Origin of the sequence: Sphingomonas sp. DG1-23 (assembly GCF_030730875.1) — a bacterium.
In the GTDB taxonomy this organism is placed as follows: domain Bacteria; phylum Pseudomonadota; class Alphaproteobacteria; order Sphingomonadales; family Sphingomonadaceae; genus Sphingomonas.
On the sequence record NZ_JAVAMA010000005.1, the window covers coordinates 249,911 to 265,249 of the forward strand.

The 15,339-nt window shown below is 65.0% G+C and carries 12 protein-coding genes; 8 read left to right on the forward strand and 4 right to left on the reverse strand.

The annotated features are described in order from the left end of the window. The first annotated feature begins 58 nt into the window (after window positions 1-58). From Q9Q95_RS10750 to Q9Q95_RS10760, 3 genes are all read left to right on the forward strand, one after another. Complete coding sequence (locus Q9Q95_RS10750) at window positions 59-2,575, forward strand: penicillin-binding protein 1A (protein WP_306096814.1); 2,517 nt, start codon at window positions 59-61, stop codon at window positions 2,573-2,575. Window positions 2,576-2,660: 85 nt separating this feature from the next. Beyond that, on the forward strand, window positions 2,661-3,788 hold the full coding sequence (gene prfB / locus Q9Q95_RS10755) for a peptide chain release factor 2 (protein ID WP_306096815.1): 1,128 nt from the start codon (window positions 2,661-2,663) through the stop codon (window positions 3,786-3,788). After that, window positions 3,785-4,552, forward strand: a complete 768-nt coding sequence (locus Q9Q95_RS10760; protein WP_306096817.1) for a class I SAM-dependent methyltransferase — start codon at window positions 3,785-3,787, stop codon at window positions 4,550-4,552. Before prfB ends, Q9Q95_RS10760 begins: the two co-directional genes overlap by 4 nt. Here the strand turns inward: Q9Q95_RS10760 and Q9Q95_RS10765 are convergent. Further along, window positions 4,544-4,945: a JAB domain-containing protein gene (locus tag Q9Q95_RS10765; protein ID WP_306096818.1), complete on the reverse strand. Its 402-nt coding sequence runs from the start codon at window positions 4,943-4,945 to the stop codon at window positions 4,544-4,546. The two genes, Q9Q95_RS10760 and Q9Q95_RS10765, sit on opposite strands and share 9 nt — an antisense overlap. A gap of 243 nt (window positions 4,946-5,188) precedes the next feature. On the opposite strand from Q9Q95_RS10765, the gene thyA reads away from it, so the two are divergent. Next, the gene (thyA, locus tag Q9Q95_RS10770) at window positions 5,189-6,085 is read left to right on the forward strand and encodes a thymidylate synthase (RefSeq protein ID WP_306096819.1); all 897 of its coding nucleotides are present in this window, start codon (window positions 5,189-5,191) and stop codon (window positions 6,083-6,085) included. A gap of 116 nt (window positions 6,086-6,201) precedes the next feature. Here thyA and Q9Q95_RS10775 read toward each other — a convergent pair whose 3' ends face one another. From Q9Q95_RS10775 to Q9Q95_RS10785, 3 genes are read right to left on the reverse strand one after another with little or no spacing between them, the layout of a single operon-like run. After that, complete coding sequence (locus Q9Q95_RS10775; protein WP_306096821.1) at window positions 6,202-6,657, reverse strand: hypothetical protein; 456 nt, start codon at window positions 6,655-6,657, stop codon at window positions 6,202-6,204. Further along, window positions 6,627-9,314 carry an RHS repeat domain-containing protein gene (locus tag Q9Q95_RS10780; RefSeq protein ID WP_306096823.1) on the reverse strand — a complete coding sequence of 896 codons (2,688 nt, stop codon included), beginning with the start codon at window positions 9,312-9,314 and terminating at the stop codon, window positions 6,627-6,629. The genes Q9Q95_RS10775 and Q9Q95_RS10780 overlap by 31 nt, the downstream gene beginning before the upstream one ends. Before the next feature lie 9 nt (window positions 9,315-9,323). Further along, window positions 9,324-11,207, reverse strand: a complete 1,884-nt coding sequence (locus tag Q9Q95_RS10785; protein ID WP_306096825.1) for a hypothetical protein — start codon at window positions 11,205-11,207, stop codon at window positions 9,324-9,326. 540 nt (window positions 11,208-11,747) lie between these two features. On the opposite strand from Q9Q95_RS10785, the gene Q9Q95_RS10790 reads away from it, so the two are divergent. From Q9Q95_RS10790 to Q9Q95_RS10805, 4 genes are all read left to right on the forward strand, one after another. Beyond that, the gene (locus Q9Q95_RS10790; protein ID WP_306096827.1) at window positions 11,748-12,557 is read left to right on the forward strand and encodes a glutaminyl-peptide cyclotransferase; all 810 of its coding nucleotides are present in this window, start codon (window positions 11,748-11,750) and stop codon (window positions 12,555-12,557) included. After that, window positions 12,557-13,033, forward strand: a complete 477-nt coding sequence (locus Q9Q95_RS10795) for a dihydrofolate reductase (protein WP_306096829.1) — start codon at window positions 12,557-12,559, stop codon at window positions 13,031-13,033. Before Q9Q95_RS10790 ends, Q9Q95_RS10795 begins: the two co-directional genes overlap by 1 nt. Further along, window positions 13,030-14,199 (forward strand): dipeptidase, encoded by a 1,170-nt coding sequence (locus Q9Q95_RS10800; protein ID WP_306096831.1) that lies wholly within the window; start codon window positions 13,030-13,032, stop codon window positions 14,197-14,199. The genes Q9Q95_RS10795 and Q9Q95_RS10800 overlap by 4 nt, the downstream gene beginning before the upstream one ends. Window positions 14,200-14,364: 165 nt before the next feature. Then, window positions 14,365-15,291 carry a bifunctional riboflavin kinase/FAD synthetase gene (locus Q9Q95_RS10805; protein ID WP_306096833.1) on the forward strand — a complete coding sequence of 309 codons (927 nt, stop codon included), beginning with the start codon at window positions 14,365-14,367 and terminating at the stop codon, window positions 15,289-15,291. The last annotated feature ends 48 nt before the right edge of the window (window positions 15,292-15,339 follow it).

A 15,339-nucleotide genomic window follows, 5' to 3' on the forward strand; every position in this document is an offset into this window, starting at 1 on the left:
TTCGCGCGCGTTTTGATCGGGTTTCATCGGGCCAGAAAGTTGCTACACCGCACCCCGCATGGCGGACGGCAGCATTTCCAGCGAGAAGGTGACGATCAAGCGCGAGGTCGGCGGCATCCGCGGCTGGTATCGGCGCGTGCATCGTCGCTGGTGGTTTCGAATTCTGGCCTGGCTGGCACTGCTCGCCGGGTTGTTCTGGTTCCTGATCTGGCTGCTCATCGCGCGCAATCTGCCCTCGGTCGATACGTTGCGCGCCTATGAGCCGCCGCTGCCGACCAATGTCCGCTCGGCCGACGGCCTGCCGATCCACAGCTATGCCCGCGAGCGCCGCGTTCAGCTGAGCTATGCCGAATATCCGAAGAAGCTGGTCGAGGCGTTCCTGTCGGCCGAGGACAAGACCTTCTTCAGCCATCACGGCGTCGACATCCCCGGACTGGCGCGCGCCGCATTCCAGGGGATCTTGAGCGGCTCGACGCCCCGCGGCACCTCGACGATCACCCAGCAGGTCGCCAAGAATCTGCTGATCGGCAACGAAGTCAGCTATCTGCGCAAGGGCAAGGAAGCGATTCTCGCCTGGAAGATCGAGAATACGCTCTCCAAGGAGACGATCCTCGAGCTCTACCTCAATTCGATCGAGCTCGGCCGCAACGCCGGCGGCGTCGAGGCGGCGAGCCAGGCCTATTTCGGCAAGGAGCTGAACAAGCTCAGCCTGCCGCAAATGGCCTATCTGGCGATCCTGCCCAAGGGCCCGGCGAACTACGCCCCCGAGCGCTATGAGAGCCGCGCGATCGAGCGGCGCAACTGGGTGCTCGGCCAGATGCTCGCCAACGGCTTCATCACCGAGTCCGAGCATGCCGAGGCCGTCGCCGCCCCGCTCGGCGCGATCCCGCGCCAGACCCCGCGCTACGAGCGCGTCGGCGGCTATTTCGTCGAGGAGGTCCGCCGCCAGCTGATCGACAAGTTCGGCGAGCAGGCCGAGGACGGCCCCAACAGCGTCTATGGCGGCGGCCTGTGGGTGCGCACCTCGCTCGATCCGCGGCTTCAGCAATATGCCCAGAAGGCCCTGCGCGACGGCCTGCTCCGCTACGATCGCGGGCGCGGCTGGTCCGGCCCGATCAATCATGTCGAAGTCGAGAAAGGCTGGCTCCAGCCGTTCCTCAACACCAATATCGGCGTGGATTACGAAGATTGGCGCGCCGCGGTGGCGATCGAACGCAACGCCGGCGGCTGGGAGATCGGCTTCGACAACGGCCAGACCGGAACGCTGCCGCGCGGCCTCGCGACGATGCCGGTGCGCGGCCAGGGCGGCGAAGCGTTCGACGCGATCAAACCGGGCGACATTCTCGCGGTCGCGCCCGAAGGCGGCGCCTGGGCGCTCCGTTCGGTCCCCAAGGTATCGGGCGGCATGGTCGTCGAGGATCCGCGGACCGGCCGGGTGCTGGCGATGCAGGGCGGCTTCGATTCGCGCATCCAGTCGTTCAATCGCGCCACCCAGGCGCAGCGCCAGCCCGGCTCGACGATCAAGCCATTGGTCTATGCCGCGGCGATGGAGCAGGGCCTGACGCCGGCGACGATCGTGGTCGATGGCCCGTTCTGCGTGTGGCAGGGCGCCAATCTCGGCAACAAATGCTTCCGCAATTTCGGCAATCAGCGCGGCGCCGGACCCAAGACCTTGCGCTGGGGCGTCGAGCAGTCGCGCAACCTGATGACGGTGCAGGTCGCCAACCAGATCGGCATGGAGCACGTCGTCGACCTGATCCAGCGCGTCGGCGTCTCGAAGCAGAAATTCCCGACCTATCTCAGCTATGCGCTCGGCGCCGGCGAGACCACCGTGCTGCGCATGGTCAACGCCTATTCGATCCTCGTGAACCATGGCCGCGCGCTCGATCCGACCGTGATCGATTTCGTCCAGAACCGCCGCGGCGCCGTGGTCTGGCCCGAGAATTGGCGCGCATGCGATCGCTGCAATGCCCGCGACTATGACGGCGGCGCGATGCCCCGCCCGGTGACGCGGGCGCGGCAGGTGGTCGAGCCGATGAGCGCCTATCAGATCGTCCACATCACCGAAGGCGTGATCCAGCGCGGCACCGCCACCACGTTGCGCGAGCTCGGCCGGCCGATCATGGGCAAGACCGGGACCACGTCGGGCCCGACCGACGTGTGGTTCGTCGGCGGCACCCCGCAGATGATCGGCGGTCTCTATCTCGGCTATGATACCCCGGTAAACCTTGGCGGTTATGCCCAGGGCGGGTCGATCGCCGCGCCGATCTTCAAGCAATTCGCCATCCCCGCGTTCAAGGACATGGAAGTGCTGCCGTTCACCGCGCCCGCCGGGATCCGCATGGCGCGGATCGATCGCGCGAGCGGCCGGCGGGTGACCGGCGGCTGGCCGACCAGCGATCCGCTCGCCTCGGTGATCTGGGAAGCCTTCAAGCCCGAAGTCGAGCCGCAGCGCCGCCGTCGCGGGCAGGAAGAGGAAGCGGCCGAGAAGAAAGCGGTCGAGAAGAAGGCCGCGCCGGCCACCAGAGCGCCGTCCGACAGCGACTTCTTGCAACGCGAGGGCGGAATCTACTAGCGCGCTTCCTATATACGGGCGTCCCCCTTCAGCTCCGTCATCTCCGCAAAGGCGCGATGACGAACGAATTTTGGAGTTACCAACCATGCGCGCCGAAGCGCAGGCTAATGTCGACAAGATCAAGGCGGCGCTGGCGCTGCTGCGCCGGTTCCTCGATTGGGACCGCGCGCTGCGCCGGCTCGACGAGCTCAATGCGCGCGTCGAGGATCCGACGCTCTGGAACGACGCCAAACAGGCCCAGGAGGTGATGCGCGAGCGTCGCCGCCTCGACGAGGCGATCGGCGCGACGCGCGCGATCGAGACCGAGCTCAACGACACCGCCGAGCTGATCGAGATGGCGGAGGCCGAAGGCGACGAGGAAATGGCGAGCGAAGGCACCGCCGCGCTCGCCGCGCTCGCCGAGCGCGCCGAGGTCGACAAGGTCAAGGCCCTGCTCTCGGGCGAGGCCGATCCCAACGACACCTATATCGAGATCAACTCGGGCGCCGGCGGCACCGAGAGCCAGGATTGGGCGGGCATGCTCCAGCGTATGTATACCCGCTGGGCCGAGCGGCACGGGTTGAAGGTCGAATTGATCGATTATCATGCGGGCGAGCAGGCCGGGATCAAATCGGCGACGCTGCTCGTCAAGGGCGAGAACGCGTACGGTTACGCCAAGACCGAGAGCGGGGTGCACCGCCTCGTCCGCATCTCGCCGTACGACAGCGCGGCGCGCCGCCACACCAGCTTCTCGTCGGTGTGGGTCTATCCGGTGATCGATGACGACATCCAGGTCGAATATAATGAAAGCGACCTGCGCATCGACACCTATCGCGCCTCGGGGGCCGGCGGTCAGCACATCAACACCACCGATTCGGCGGTGCGCATCACCCATATCCCCACCGGGATCGTCGTGCAGTGCCAGAACCAGCGTTCGCAGCACAAGAACAAGGCCGAGGCCTATAACCAGCTCCGCGCCCGCCTCTACGAGCGCGAGCTGGCGATCCGCGAGCAGGCGGCGAATGCCGAGAACGCCACCAAGACCGATATCGGCTGGGGCCACCAGATCCGTTCCTACGTTCTCCAGCCCTATCAGCTGGTCAAGGACCTGCGCACCGGCGTGACCTCGACCGCGCCGTCGGACGTGCTCGACGGAGATCTCGACGCGTTCATGGCGGCTGCGCTATCGCAGCGCGTGACCGGCGAGACGGTCGAAGTGGAGGATGTGGATTGAGGTCGGCCCGCGCTCTGGGCATTGCCGCGCTGCTGCTCGCCGGATGCGACGGCGGCGGTGCGGTGCCGGGCGAGCGCAAGGAGCAGACCAGGAATACCGGCTTCCCCGCCGCCGACCGCCCCGTCGCGACGATCGTCTCGGCACGCTGGTCGACCGAAGAGGCCCGCGACCGGCTCAACGAGGCCGGACAGGTGATGAACCTCGCCGGGATCAAGCCCGGCATGACCGTCGCCGATATCGGCGCGGGCGAGGGCTATTACACGATCCGCCTCGGCCAGCGGGTCGGCAAGGAAGGCCGCGTGGTCGCCGAGGACATCGTCCCCGAGGTCCGCGACGCGCTCGCCACCCGGGTGGTGCGCGAGCGGCTCGACAATGTCAGCGTCCGGCTCGGCCTTCCCGCCGATCCGCGGCTTCCCGAAGCGAGCTTCGACCGCGTGCTGATGGTCCATATGTACCACGAGATCGAGAGCCCCTACGAATTCCTGTGGCGGCTGCGCCCCTCGCTGCGCCCCGAGGGGCAAGTGATCGTGGTCGATGCCGATCGCCCCACCGAGCATCACGGCACCCCGCCCGATCTGCTCAAATGCGAATTCGCCGCGGTCGGTTATGCGATGGTGTCGATGCGGCCGATGCCGTCGGCGGGCGGCTATATCGCGATCTTCCGTGCCGAGGGCGAGCGTCCCGAGCCTGGCACGCTCAAGGCGTGCAAGAGCGGCGCGCGTGCCACCCCGGCGGCGGTGCAGCAGGGCCAGGGCTCAGAGTAAGCCGAGCCGGCGGAAGCTGGTGATCCCGTCGCGCGCGACGATCAGATGATCGAGCAGCCGCATCTCCAGCGTCGCCAGCGCCCGCGCCAGCAATCGCGTCGCCTCGCGGTCGGCCACGCTCGGGGTCGGATCGCCGCTCGGATGGTTGTGCGCCATCACCACCGCCGCCGCGCCGAACGCCAGTGCGTCGGCGGCCACGTCGCGGATCGGCAGCACCAGCCGGTCGACCGCGCCCGAACGCGTATGGCGCATTCCCAGCACGCGCTGGTCCCCGTTCAGATAGGCGAACGCCATCACTTCGGTCGCCTCGTCGACGAGGCACGCGAACAGCGCCCCCGCGGCGGCGGGATCGGCGAGGCGGTGCGGCGCTTCGAGAGCTTCCAGTCCCACCATCGGTAGCTGCCAGCAGCAGGCCCCCGCCCGAAGCGCGACTCGCTCCACTTTGGCGGAATCCCTCGCCCGTTTCCGTCAGCCCGGCGGGGAGGACGATGCCGGATCGAGAGAAGCTCCATATCCGATCGATCATCGTGGAATCGCGCATGGGTTCGCCGTCCTTGCGTTCATTGCGGGACGGCCGCGCGTTGCTTATGCTGACCGCGGGGCGAGTTACCGCGCCAAGGAGACCGAGACCGCGGTATGCGACATCCCGAATATCAATATCTCGACCTGCTTGCCCGCGTCCTCGACGCCGGCGACGAGCGGATCGATCGAACCGGTGTCGGAACCCGGTCGATCTTCGGCGCGATGGTCCGATTCGACCTCTCCGACGGCACTGTCCCCATCCTCACGACGAAGCGGGTGTACTGGAAAACCGCCGTCAAGGAGATGCTGTGGTTCCTGACCGGCGGCACCAACATCCAGTCACTGCTCCGGGAGAACGTCCGAATCTGGACCGACTGGCCGTTGGACGCGTATCGGCGCGAGACGGGCGAGGACATCGGCCAGGCTGAATTCGAACGGCGCGTGGTTGCCGACGACGAATTTGCCCGACGCTGGGGCGAGTTGGGGCCGGTATACGGGAAACAGTGGCGGCGGTGGCTCGGGCCCGATGGGCACGAGCACGATCAGATCGCCGATCTGGTGCGCGCGCTACGCGAGAACCCGACCAGTCGCAGGTTGCTTTTCCATGGCTGGAATGTCGCCGAACTGGGCGCGATGGCGCTCCCGCCATGCCATATGGTGTACCAGTATCATGTCACCTCGGACGGCAGGCTCAACTGCCTGCTTTTCCAGCGTTCAGTCGATCTGCTGCTGGGGGCGGCGTTCAACTTCGTTGGAGCCACGGCTCTGCAGTTGATGCTCGCCCAGCAAGCCGGCCTTACCCCGGGAGAGCTCATCTGGGTCGGCGGTGACGTTCATCTTTATTTGAACCACCTCGATCAGGCGCGCGAGCAGCTCACACGGTCGCCACGTCCGTTCCCGACGATGACGTTGAAGCGCCGCGGCGCGGATATCGACGATTATCGCATATCGGATTTTGAGGTCACGAACTACACGCCCCATCCGCCGATCAGCGCAGACGTTGCGGTGTAGACGCGGGACGACCCTGCCCACATGCTGCGCGAACCGGACAGGCGGCGATTACGGCACGCTCACAATGCGCCGTCATCAGGCTGGAGAGCCGCCCCGGGGCAGCCGCGCGCCGCAGCTCATGCACCGGAGAACAGGTAGCGCGAGACGTCCACTCGAACCAGCCGCCCCTCCGCGAAGAAGAGTCTATAGCGAACCCGGCCCGCGAACGCTTCGTGCCTGGAAATCAACAATGACCCATCCTGCGCGATGAACTGACCCACCTTGTCCAGAGGTACATCCTTCAGTTCTTCGAAAGGTTTTCCTTGCGAAACCGGATAGACGACGAAGTCGCCCTCCGCGCGAGCGGAAATCAGCGATCTCGATTGATCCTCCCCGACCGAGAATAGGCCGACATTTCCGCGATCGAAGCTATACTTCCATGAAAACGGACCGCTTTGGAAGGATAATACGCTCAGGATCTTTCTGTTGTCGCGCGCGAGCGGGCGGCCAAAAGCGGTCACCACTGCGGACGACAACGCGACGACAAGTATCGCGGATAATATTATTTGCAGGATACGCCGTCCATTGAACATACGCTGGTCCTATTGATGATCACACGTCCGGCTTGCGCATATCCTGGCAACGCTCTGACCTGAGGCGAGCTCGGCTGACTCGGAGATGCCGTGCCGTTCAATCTCGAAGAGACGTTCGCCACGGCGGCAGCCGCAGAGTTGCTGTTGACCGCAGTAAGCGTGAAAGTTGGAAGGACCGCATAGCCAAGTCTTTCATTCACCGACCTGGCTGTTGCGTTGACCAGTTTATCAGGCGCATTAATTTTTGAGAACGCGCCCTCCCCCGTTTTTCCGATCTCACGCCATGCCGCAACGTCGGTCGCGTGAGCAGTCTTGCTTATTTCGGCGGCATTATCGGGATTGTTGACATTTCCCATGCTGCCATTTTCGAGCTTGCCAAAGGAAATGATATTGGCGTTCGGATCACCGGGATACTTGGCGTCGGTCACGATAAATGCGTGCCCGATCTTGGCGCTGGCAAGCGTCTCGTCGTCCAGGGGACGCGCCACGACATAACTGTCGAGCCCCGTCGGATCATTTTTGTTTACCGGATCATTTCCGACATATCCATAAAGGTTGATCTGGTCGTCATATCCGATCGGATCGGTCTGGAGGAAACGCCCCAGCGTCGGCGAGTAGATGCGCGCCTTGTAATAATACATGCCGAGCTCGGGGATCCACGCCTGGCCGGTATATTGGAACCGCCCGATATTGGGGCCTGCGGGAATGCCATATTCATCGTATCTGTTGATCTCGATGGCACCGCCGGCGGCGTCCGCGACCGAGACGATCGAGCCTTGATGGTTGATCTGCAGGCTTCGCCGATCGGACAGGTTCGCGCCTTCGTACCAGAGCAGCGGATCGTCTTGGCCGGTGCCGTGGACGTAGCGGCGCAGAACATTGCCCGAAGCGTCATATTCGAGCGTCAGCTGGTCTCCGTCGTAGAGGAAACGCGTAACGCCGGCCGATCCGAACGAGGTCTCGAACAACCGCCCCAGCGGATCATAGACCATGCCCGCGCCGTTCGAGGAGGTCACCAGCCGGTTCTCGGCGTCATAGCTATAGAGGGTGCCGCCGCTCGCCGTCAGGTTGCCGTTGGCATCATAGCCGAAGCTCACCCCGCCCGCGGTGCCATATTGGTTGAGCCCGTTGACCACGTAACTGCGATCGACGTTCGTATAGCCGGTGAACCCGTAAGCGAGGATGGACAGCCCCCGGCTGGTGATCTGGCTCGCCGGATTGTAGCCGAACGAGGTGGTGACGTCGTTCGCGGTGCCGGCAAGATCGTCGGCGATGCTGGCGGGCCGGGAGACCGCATCATAGCCATAGCGGGTGCTCACTGCACCCCGCGCCTCGCCGTCCCTCCGGCCCAGCGCGTCCCAGCCCATCGTCGCGACCACCGCGCCACCGTTCTCGCGCACGGCCACCGGCCGATTCAGACCGTCATACTCGTAGCTGAGGAACGTGGCGTCCGGATGCGTGACGCGCGTCCGGTTACCGTCGGCATCGTATTGATAGGCGAGAACCCGGCTCACACCGCCCATCCGCGTCGTGCTGCTCGAGAGCCTGCCGAAACCGTCATAGGCGTTGATCACCGCATCGGCGCCCGAAATGCTGTCGAAACGTGCCGCGGTCTGCAGGCCGCGCAGATCGTAGCTGTAATAGACGTCGCGCGTCGCCGAAGCCGGCACGTTGGTGCAGGCCTGGTTCGCCAGGCACGCATCCGGCACGATCTTGGCCGTCATCCGGTTCAGAGCGTCATAAGTGTAGCTGAACTCCCGGCCGTCGCGCTTCCGCAACCATGTCCGGTTGCCGTTCGCGTCGTAGCGATAGGCTTCATAGTCGCTCTCGCTGACCGCCCCCGAAGTCGTCAGCGCCGTGTTCTCGTCCGAAGGGTCGAAGGCCGCTGGCGGCGTCGTCGCAGGGAAATACCAGCCGATCTGCCGGCCGAAGCCGTCATAAGAGAGCCTGGCCTTGTTGCCATTGGCATCGACCACATATTCCTGCTTGCCGTTCAGCGCATAGCCCGGCTTGATCGCAGACGCTGCCGCATCCCAATAGCCATAGGTCACATAGGCCTGATCGAGCGGAGTCCCCACCGCCTTGCGCACCTGCACGAGCTGGCCCGCGGCATCGTAGACATTCCTGGTGATCCGGTCCGGACCATCGGGGCCCGTGAGCTGCGGCGCGCAGGCATCGGTCTGGGCGTTCCACTGCGTCGGATCCATCCGCACCGCCGTGCATTTCGCGCGACCGAGGCTGTCAAAGCGATATTGCGTGACCTGGAGGTTCACGAAAAGGGATGTGTCGTTGTCCCGGCCCCAGACCGAGTCCTTCACCTTTCGATTCATCTCGTCATAGGTCGTTTCGATATACTGGCGCACGATGAAGGCCGAGCCCCAGGCCGAGGGCAGAACGCTCTCCGATTGCCATGACGAGAGCTTGCCGGTCTCGACCCTGATCAGCTTGCCGGCGCTGTCGTAGGTGTTCCTCGACGCCTTGTACGGAAGGGGACCCGTGCCATCGGGATCGGGCGCTATCGTCCCGACGATGCGTCGCCCGGCATCGTAGCGCGTTCCGGTGGTGAAGGAGGAAGGCGAGGTCTGCGCAGCCGCGTTGCCGTGCAGACCCAAAACGGTCGACAGCGCGAGCGATGCCGAAAAAAGCCGGAAGCTCATGGACACCCCTCAGTTACAGCTGGTCGAACCAGCGCGCGGGCTGGTCTCACTGATCTTATCGCCGAGCTTGTTATACCCGCGGCAAGTGCGAAGAACCTGACCGTTTGCAGAGACCGCGACACCCTTCAACCACACGTTGCTGGGGGTCGAGGCGTTACCCGCCTGATATTCATAGGAGGTGATCACGAGGTCGGCAGCGCCCGCGCTGCAGGTCCCGTTCACCAGATCGAGCGCGCTGGTCTGACAATGACGCTCCTCGGTCTTGACCCAGATCGGCGTCGATGCCTGGCCATATCCAGCGCCGGCATTCTTGAGCCACGCATATTTCTGCGCATAGCTGTACTTCTTTGCCGCGGAGACACTGCCGACCAGGGGCCCGACCTCGGTCAGGATACCGCCATGGTCCACACTATAGGTATAGGTCGTAGTGTTATTGTTGGGATCTGTAACGGTACTTGGCTTGTTGCACATCAATATCGTAGTAGGCAGGCAATCATCCGGGTAGTCCCATTTCCACACCTTGGGCGCCAAATTCGATCCCTGCCTGGGATATTCGGTCACCTTCTCGACATTTCGTCTTTGATCGTACTCGAAAGACACCTTTCTTCCGTCCGGATATTCTATCCCCTCCAGGCCGCGCGCCATCGGCAGCCAGAACGGATAGGACGGAAAATAGGCATACCAGAAATGATACTTCGTCTTTCTGCCCAGCTGGTCGGTAAATTCGTCACCTTTGAAGCTCGTCGTGCTTCCGTCAGGGGCCGTCGAACTACCCTCATAGACGACGCAGCCGACCGACCCCGATTCGCTTACTGCTACCGGATTGACCTTGAACACATAGGACCACGGGCCATCGGGCGTGACGACCTTTCTGGTGACGTACAGTTCGAAACAGCTGGACGTATCCGACGCTCGAACCCTGTACTGGGTTTTCACGTTTCCCGCCGCATCCGTAAGCGTGTTCGAAACTTCGTATATCGGCGTCCCGCTCGGGGTATGGCGAACGATCTGTCCGAGGGTGGTGGGCCCATAGGAAACCACCGATGCCCCGGGAAAGGTGGCTGTACCGCCGGCCTCCGGTAGTCCGGTCTGCTGAATGCCGGGCCAGGCGACGTCCGACGCTTCGCACTGCGCGGTAATGTCGCCGCAATTGACATAGGCGTTGTTCACCAGAGCGATATTCTGCGAATTCCCGCTTGGCTGAGTAAGTCTTATCTCCAGCCCGGTGGAACCCTTTATCGAAACCGGCCTCGCCGGCCGATAATCGACCGGTTTCGTGTTGGTTATCGTCGGAGGGTTTTGATAATTATACGTATAGACCTCTCCATTGGGGAGAATGGTCTTTTCCAGATAGCCCCTTATCGGGTTCAGATCCCATTGGTTCGGCGTTCCGGAAGTTCGCCTGAAATATAGCGAGATCCCATCCTTTCGGCGAAATATATCATATATCTTGCCGCCCTCTACGGCGCCATCCGTGAGAGCGCCGTCGGAGGTGCTGTAGAAGAACGAACCACCGCCGCCCAGGGAAGGTTCGGACCAGTCATTCTGGCCGTCCATGGAGAATTCGGTCACCGGGGTCGCGCACGGATTCTGTCCCGTCTCGTCCGGAGCGCAGCTGTAGTACATATATCCCCAAAGCGGGATGCTGCCCGTCGCACCGGTTGCGCCAACCGACACCGACACCGTCGACTCCTTCGGCCCGATCGAAGCCGCTCCGTCCGTGCCGGTGCGGCGTCCGCTGCGCAAATCGATACCGGCACCGTCGACGATATTGACACGCGGAAGCGGCGCTCCGTCCCCAGCGAGCTGGGCCCGCGAGATTCCGATCGAGCCGAGGCACGCCAGTCCGAGCGCAGCAAATTTCACTGCGCAAAATCCATTCAGCTCAGACATAGGGAAAACGGGCCTTTAACCGGTGTCAGATCGAGGAGGAAAAGGCCGCACGGTCCCGGGACGAGCACCCGCGTCCGCGCCCGTCGGCACGCGAAACGTCGATGATTTCGTCCATTACCCCCTGGCCGCGAGCCTTGCCCGGCCGGCGGGATCGCGTCAAGCGAACCGGCATTGCGCGTGCCGGTCGTCGGCCGGCCGTGCGCCGATCCGCGAGACGCCGAAAAATGGCAGGCCCGCCCCGCCTGCGGACAGGCCGCTTGCAGCTATGGCCTGCAGATTATACCGCTGGACCAAAGGGCACCCTGTGGACGAACGACATGGCAACGAGCAGGATAGCGATCCAGCCTCTCGCAGGGGCGACCGGAGACCCCTTCGACATCGGCCGCCCCGTCTCGTCCACCCATTTGCGCGCCCGCGCTCCCGGCCCCCGCTCCCCGGGGGCCTGTGCAGACCGCCTTCGATCGACCCTTGTGACTATGAGGACTTCGTGATCCACGACTATCGCGCCCGGCCGCACATCAAATCCGCGGTGGCGGCCTGATGCGCGCGCTGATCCTGCCCGGACTGCTCGCTTTGGCCGGCTGCGGCGCCCGGGAAGAGATGCCCAAGGTCCAGACCGTCGAGGTGGTGAAGAGCTACCCGCATGATTCGCAGGCCTTCACCCAGGGGCTCTATATCGACGGCGGCATCCTGTTCGAGAGCACCGGCGAGGAAGGCACGTCGGGCATCCGCAAGGTCAAGCTCGACAGCGGCGAGGTGACCGCGCAGGCCCCGCTCGCCGCGCCCTATTTCGGCGAGGGCATCATCGGCTGGAAGGACAGGATCTATCAGCTGACGTGGAAGGACCAGAAGGGGTTCATCTACGATCGCGCCGATCTCACCCTCAAAGGTGAATTCGCCTATACCGGCGAAGGCTGGGGCCTCACCCGCAATGACAAGTCGGTGATCATGAGCGACGGCACCGCGACCTTGCGCTTCCTCGATCCCGAGACGATGGCGCAGCGATCGACCCTCGCGGTCACCGCAAACGGCTGCCCGGTCGCCCAGCTCAACGAGCTCGAATGGATCGACGGCGAGATCTGGGCGAACATCTGGCAGACCGATCTGATCGCCCGGATCGATCCCGAAACCGGCAAGGTGAAGGGTTTCGTCGATGTCGCCGCGCTCGGCCCGCCCGCGCCCAGCGTCGACGAGGTGCCCAACGGCATCGCGTACGATTCCGCCGCGAAGCGCATCTTCGTCACGGGGAAAATGTGGCCGCAGCTCTACGAGGTCAAACTCGGCGACGGCCCGGCCAACGGCGCCGCGCAGGACCAGGCCGCTGCGCTGATGCGCTGCCAGCCGAGCTGATGCCGCGCATCACCTTCCATCTCGCCCGCGCCGACAATGGCGTGATCGGCAGGGACGGCAAGCTGCCCTGGCATCTGCCCGCCGACCTCCGGCGCTTCAAGGCGCAGACGATGGGCAAGCCGATGGTGATGGGGCGCAAGACCTTCGAAAGCTTCCCAGCCCCGCTCCCCGGCCGCCGCCACATCGTGCTGACGCGCGACGCGCGCTGGTCGGCCGAAGGCGCCGAAGTCGCGCATTCGCCCGACGACGCCCTTGCGCTGGCGGGAGAAGAAGCGGCGGTGATCGGCGGCGCCGAAGTGTTCGCCCTGTTCCTCGACCGCGCCGACCTGATCGAGCTGACCGAGGTCCATCTCGACGTCGAGGGCGACGCCGCCGTCCCTGCCTTCACCGGCTGGCGGGAGACCGCGCGCGCGGATCATCCGGCCGAAGCCGGGCGCCCGGCCTATAGCTTCGTAACCCTGGAGCGCCCGTCATGAGGAAATGGCTCTGGGGGCTGGCCGCCCTGCTGCTGCTCGCCGCGATCGGCTTTTTCGGGATCGCGCCGGCCTATGTCGAATCGGGGATGAACAAGGTCGTCCCCACGACCTTGCCCAGGGTGACGGCGCAGACCCGCGCGCTCCACGCATCGCTCCAGATCGCCGACATGCACGGCGACACCCTGCTCTGGCGCCGCAGCCTGCTCGACCGGGGGACACGCGGGCAAGTCGATCTGCCGCGGCTGATCGAAGGCAATGTCGCGCTGCAGGTCTTCTCGTCGGTGACCAAGACCCCCAAGGGCCAGAATTACGATTCGAACGGCGCCGACACCGACAACATCACCCTGCTGACCGTGGCGCAGCTCCAGCCGCCGCGCACCTGGAACTCGCTGCTCCAGCGCTCGCTGTGGCACGCCGCGAAGCTCGATCGCGCCGCGGCGGGATCCGAGGGCAGGCTCCGCGTGATCCGCACGCCGGCCGAGCTAGACAAATTGCTCGCCGAACGCGCAGCCGGCCGCAAGGTGGTCGGCGGCATGCTGTCGATCGAGGGACTGCAGGATCTCGAGGGCCAGCTCGCCAATCTCGACAGGCTCTACGCCGCCGGCTTCCGCATGGCCGGGCTCGCGCATTTCTTCGACAATGAAGTCGCCGGGTCGATGCACGGCGTAGGGAAAGGCGGGCTCACCCCGCTCGGGGTGCAGGTGGTGCGGCGGATGGAGAAGATCGGCATGATCGTCGACATCGCCCATTCGAGCCACCGGAGCGTCGCCGAGATCCTCAAGATGGCGCGCCGCCCGGTGGTGTCGAGCCATGGCGGCGTGCAGGCGACCTGCAAGGTCAACCGCAATCTGACCGACGCAGAGATTCGCGGCGTCGCCAAAACCGGCGGGGTGATCGGCATCGGCTATTGGGACGCGGCGATCTGCTCGACTGCGCCCGAGGCGATCGCCCGCGCGATCCTGCATGTCCGCGATCTGGTCGGGATCGATCATGTCGGGCTTGGCTCGGACTTCGACGGCGCGGTGACCACCGGGTTCGACACCGCCCAGCTCGCCGCGGTGACCCAGGCTCTGGTCGATCGCGGCCTCACCCCCGACGAGATCCGCAAGGTCATGGGCGGCAACGTCCTGCGGCTGCTCCGCGCGGGGATGGTAGGGCGCCCCTGATCCTCCCTCGCGAAGCGGGGGAGGTGGCGCCGAAGGCGACGGAGGGGGCGCCTCCGCAAGCGATGCGCTCGCGGAGAGGCCCCCTCCACCACTTCGTGGTCCCCCTCCCCCGCTGAAGCGAGGGAGGATTTGAAACCCTTCCCTCCCCTCCCTATAGCCCGCTCCATGGAGCGACTGGACAACGGCTCGCCGGTGCCGGCGCATCTTCGCGGCGGGATCGTCGCGCTCGGCAATTTCGACGGGTTTCATCTCGGGCATCAGGCCGTGGTCGGCCGCGCGATCGATCGCGCGCGCGCCGAGGGCCGCCCTGCGATCGTCGCGACCTTCGATCCGCACCCCAAGCGCTTCTTCCAGCCGCAGACCGGGCATTTCCGGCTGACCACGCTCGATCAGCGCGCGGATCTGTTCGCGGCGGCGGGTGCCGACGCGATGCTGGTATTCCACTTCGATTCGGCGATGGCTGGGCTCGGCGCCCGGCAGTTTGCCGCGCAGCAACTGGTCGCGATCATCGGCGCCGGCGGCGTCGTCACCGGCGACGATTTCACCTTCGGCAAGGGCCGCGAAGGCGATGTGACCATGCTCGCCGATCTCGGCCGCGAGCTCGGCTATTCGGCCGAGATCGTCGCCCCGGTGACGCTCGACGGCGAAACCGTTTCGTCGAGCCGCATCCGCGACTTGCTCCGCGACGCGGACCCGCGCGGCGCGGCGCGATTGCTCACCCGGCCGTTCGCGATTCAGGGGCCGGTGCAGCACGGCGCCAAGCTCGGCCGCCAGCTCGGTTTCCCGACCGCCAACATGGATCTCGCCAATTATCTGCGCCCCGCTTACGGCATCTATGCAGTGCGCGGCCGGCTTCCCGACGGACGCGTGCTCGACGGCGTCGCCAATCTCGGCATCCGCCCGAGCATCGAGCCGCCCGAGGAATTGCTCGAAAGCTGTTTCTTCGATTTCGACGGCGATCTCTACGATCAGGTGCTCGAGGTCGCGCTGATCGACTATCTCCGCCCCGAGGCGAAGTTCGACAGCCTCGACGCGCTCAAGGTCCAGATGGACGCGGATGCGGCGGCGGCGCGGGCGGCGCTCGGCGCCTGAAGAGCGGTTCCCCTTGTCGCCACCCCGGCCTTGTGCCGGGGTCCACCA

What these genes read in the sequence shown, in the direction of transcription:
- Q9Q95_RS10790 (WP_306096827.1), top strand. Translation starts at nt 11,748, where the DNA reads ATGCGCGCGCTGATCCTGCCCGGACTGCTCGCTTTGGCCGGCTGCGGC.
- Q9Q95_RS10765 (WP_306096818.1), bottom strand. Translation starts at nt 4,945, where the DNA reads ATGGTGGGACTGGAAGCTCTCGAAGCGCCGCACCGCCTCGCCGATCCC.
- Q9Q95_RS10785 (WP_306096825.1), bottom strand. Translation starts at nt 11,207, where the DNA reads ATGTCTGAGCTGAATGGATTTTGCGCAGTGAAATTTGCTGCGCTCGGA.
- Q9Q95_RS10800 (WP_306096831.1), top strand. Translation starts at nt 13,030, where the DNA reads ATGAGGAAATGGCTCTGGGGGCTGGCCGCCCTGCTGCTGCTCGCCGCG.
- prfB (WP_306096815.1), top strand. Translation starts at nt 2,661, where the DNA reads ATGCGCGCCGAAGCGCAGGCTAATGTCGACAAGATCAAGGCGGCGCTG.
- thyA (WP_306096819.1), top strand. Translation starts at nt 5,189, where the DNA reads ATGCGACATCCCGAATATCAATATCTCGACCTGCTTGCCCGCGTCCTC.
- Q9Q95_RS10780 (WP_306096823.1), bottom strand. Translation starts at nt 9,314, where the DNA reads ATGAGCTTCCGGCTTTTTTCGGCATCGCTCGCGCTGTCGACCGTTTTG.
- Q9Q95_RS10795 (WP_306096829.1), top strand. Translation starts at nt 12,557, where the DNA reads ATGCCGCGCATCACCTTCCATCTCGCCCGCGCCGACAATGGCGTGATC.
- Q9Q95_RS10775 (WP_306096821.1), bottom strand. Translation starts at nt 6,657, where the DNA reads ATGTTCAATGGACGGCGTATCCTGCAAATAATATTATCCGCGATACTT.
- Q9Q95_RS10750 (WP_306096814.1), top strand. Translation starts at nt 59, where the DNA reads ATGGCGGACGGCAGCATTTCCAGCGAGAAGGTGACGATCAAGCGCGAG.
- Q9Q95_RS10805 (WP_306096833.1), top strand. Translation starts at nt 14,365, where the DNA reads ATGGAGCGACTGGACAACGGCTCGCCGGTGCCGGCGCATCTTCGCGGC.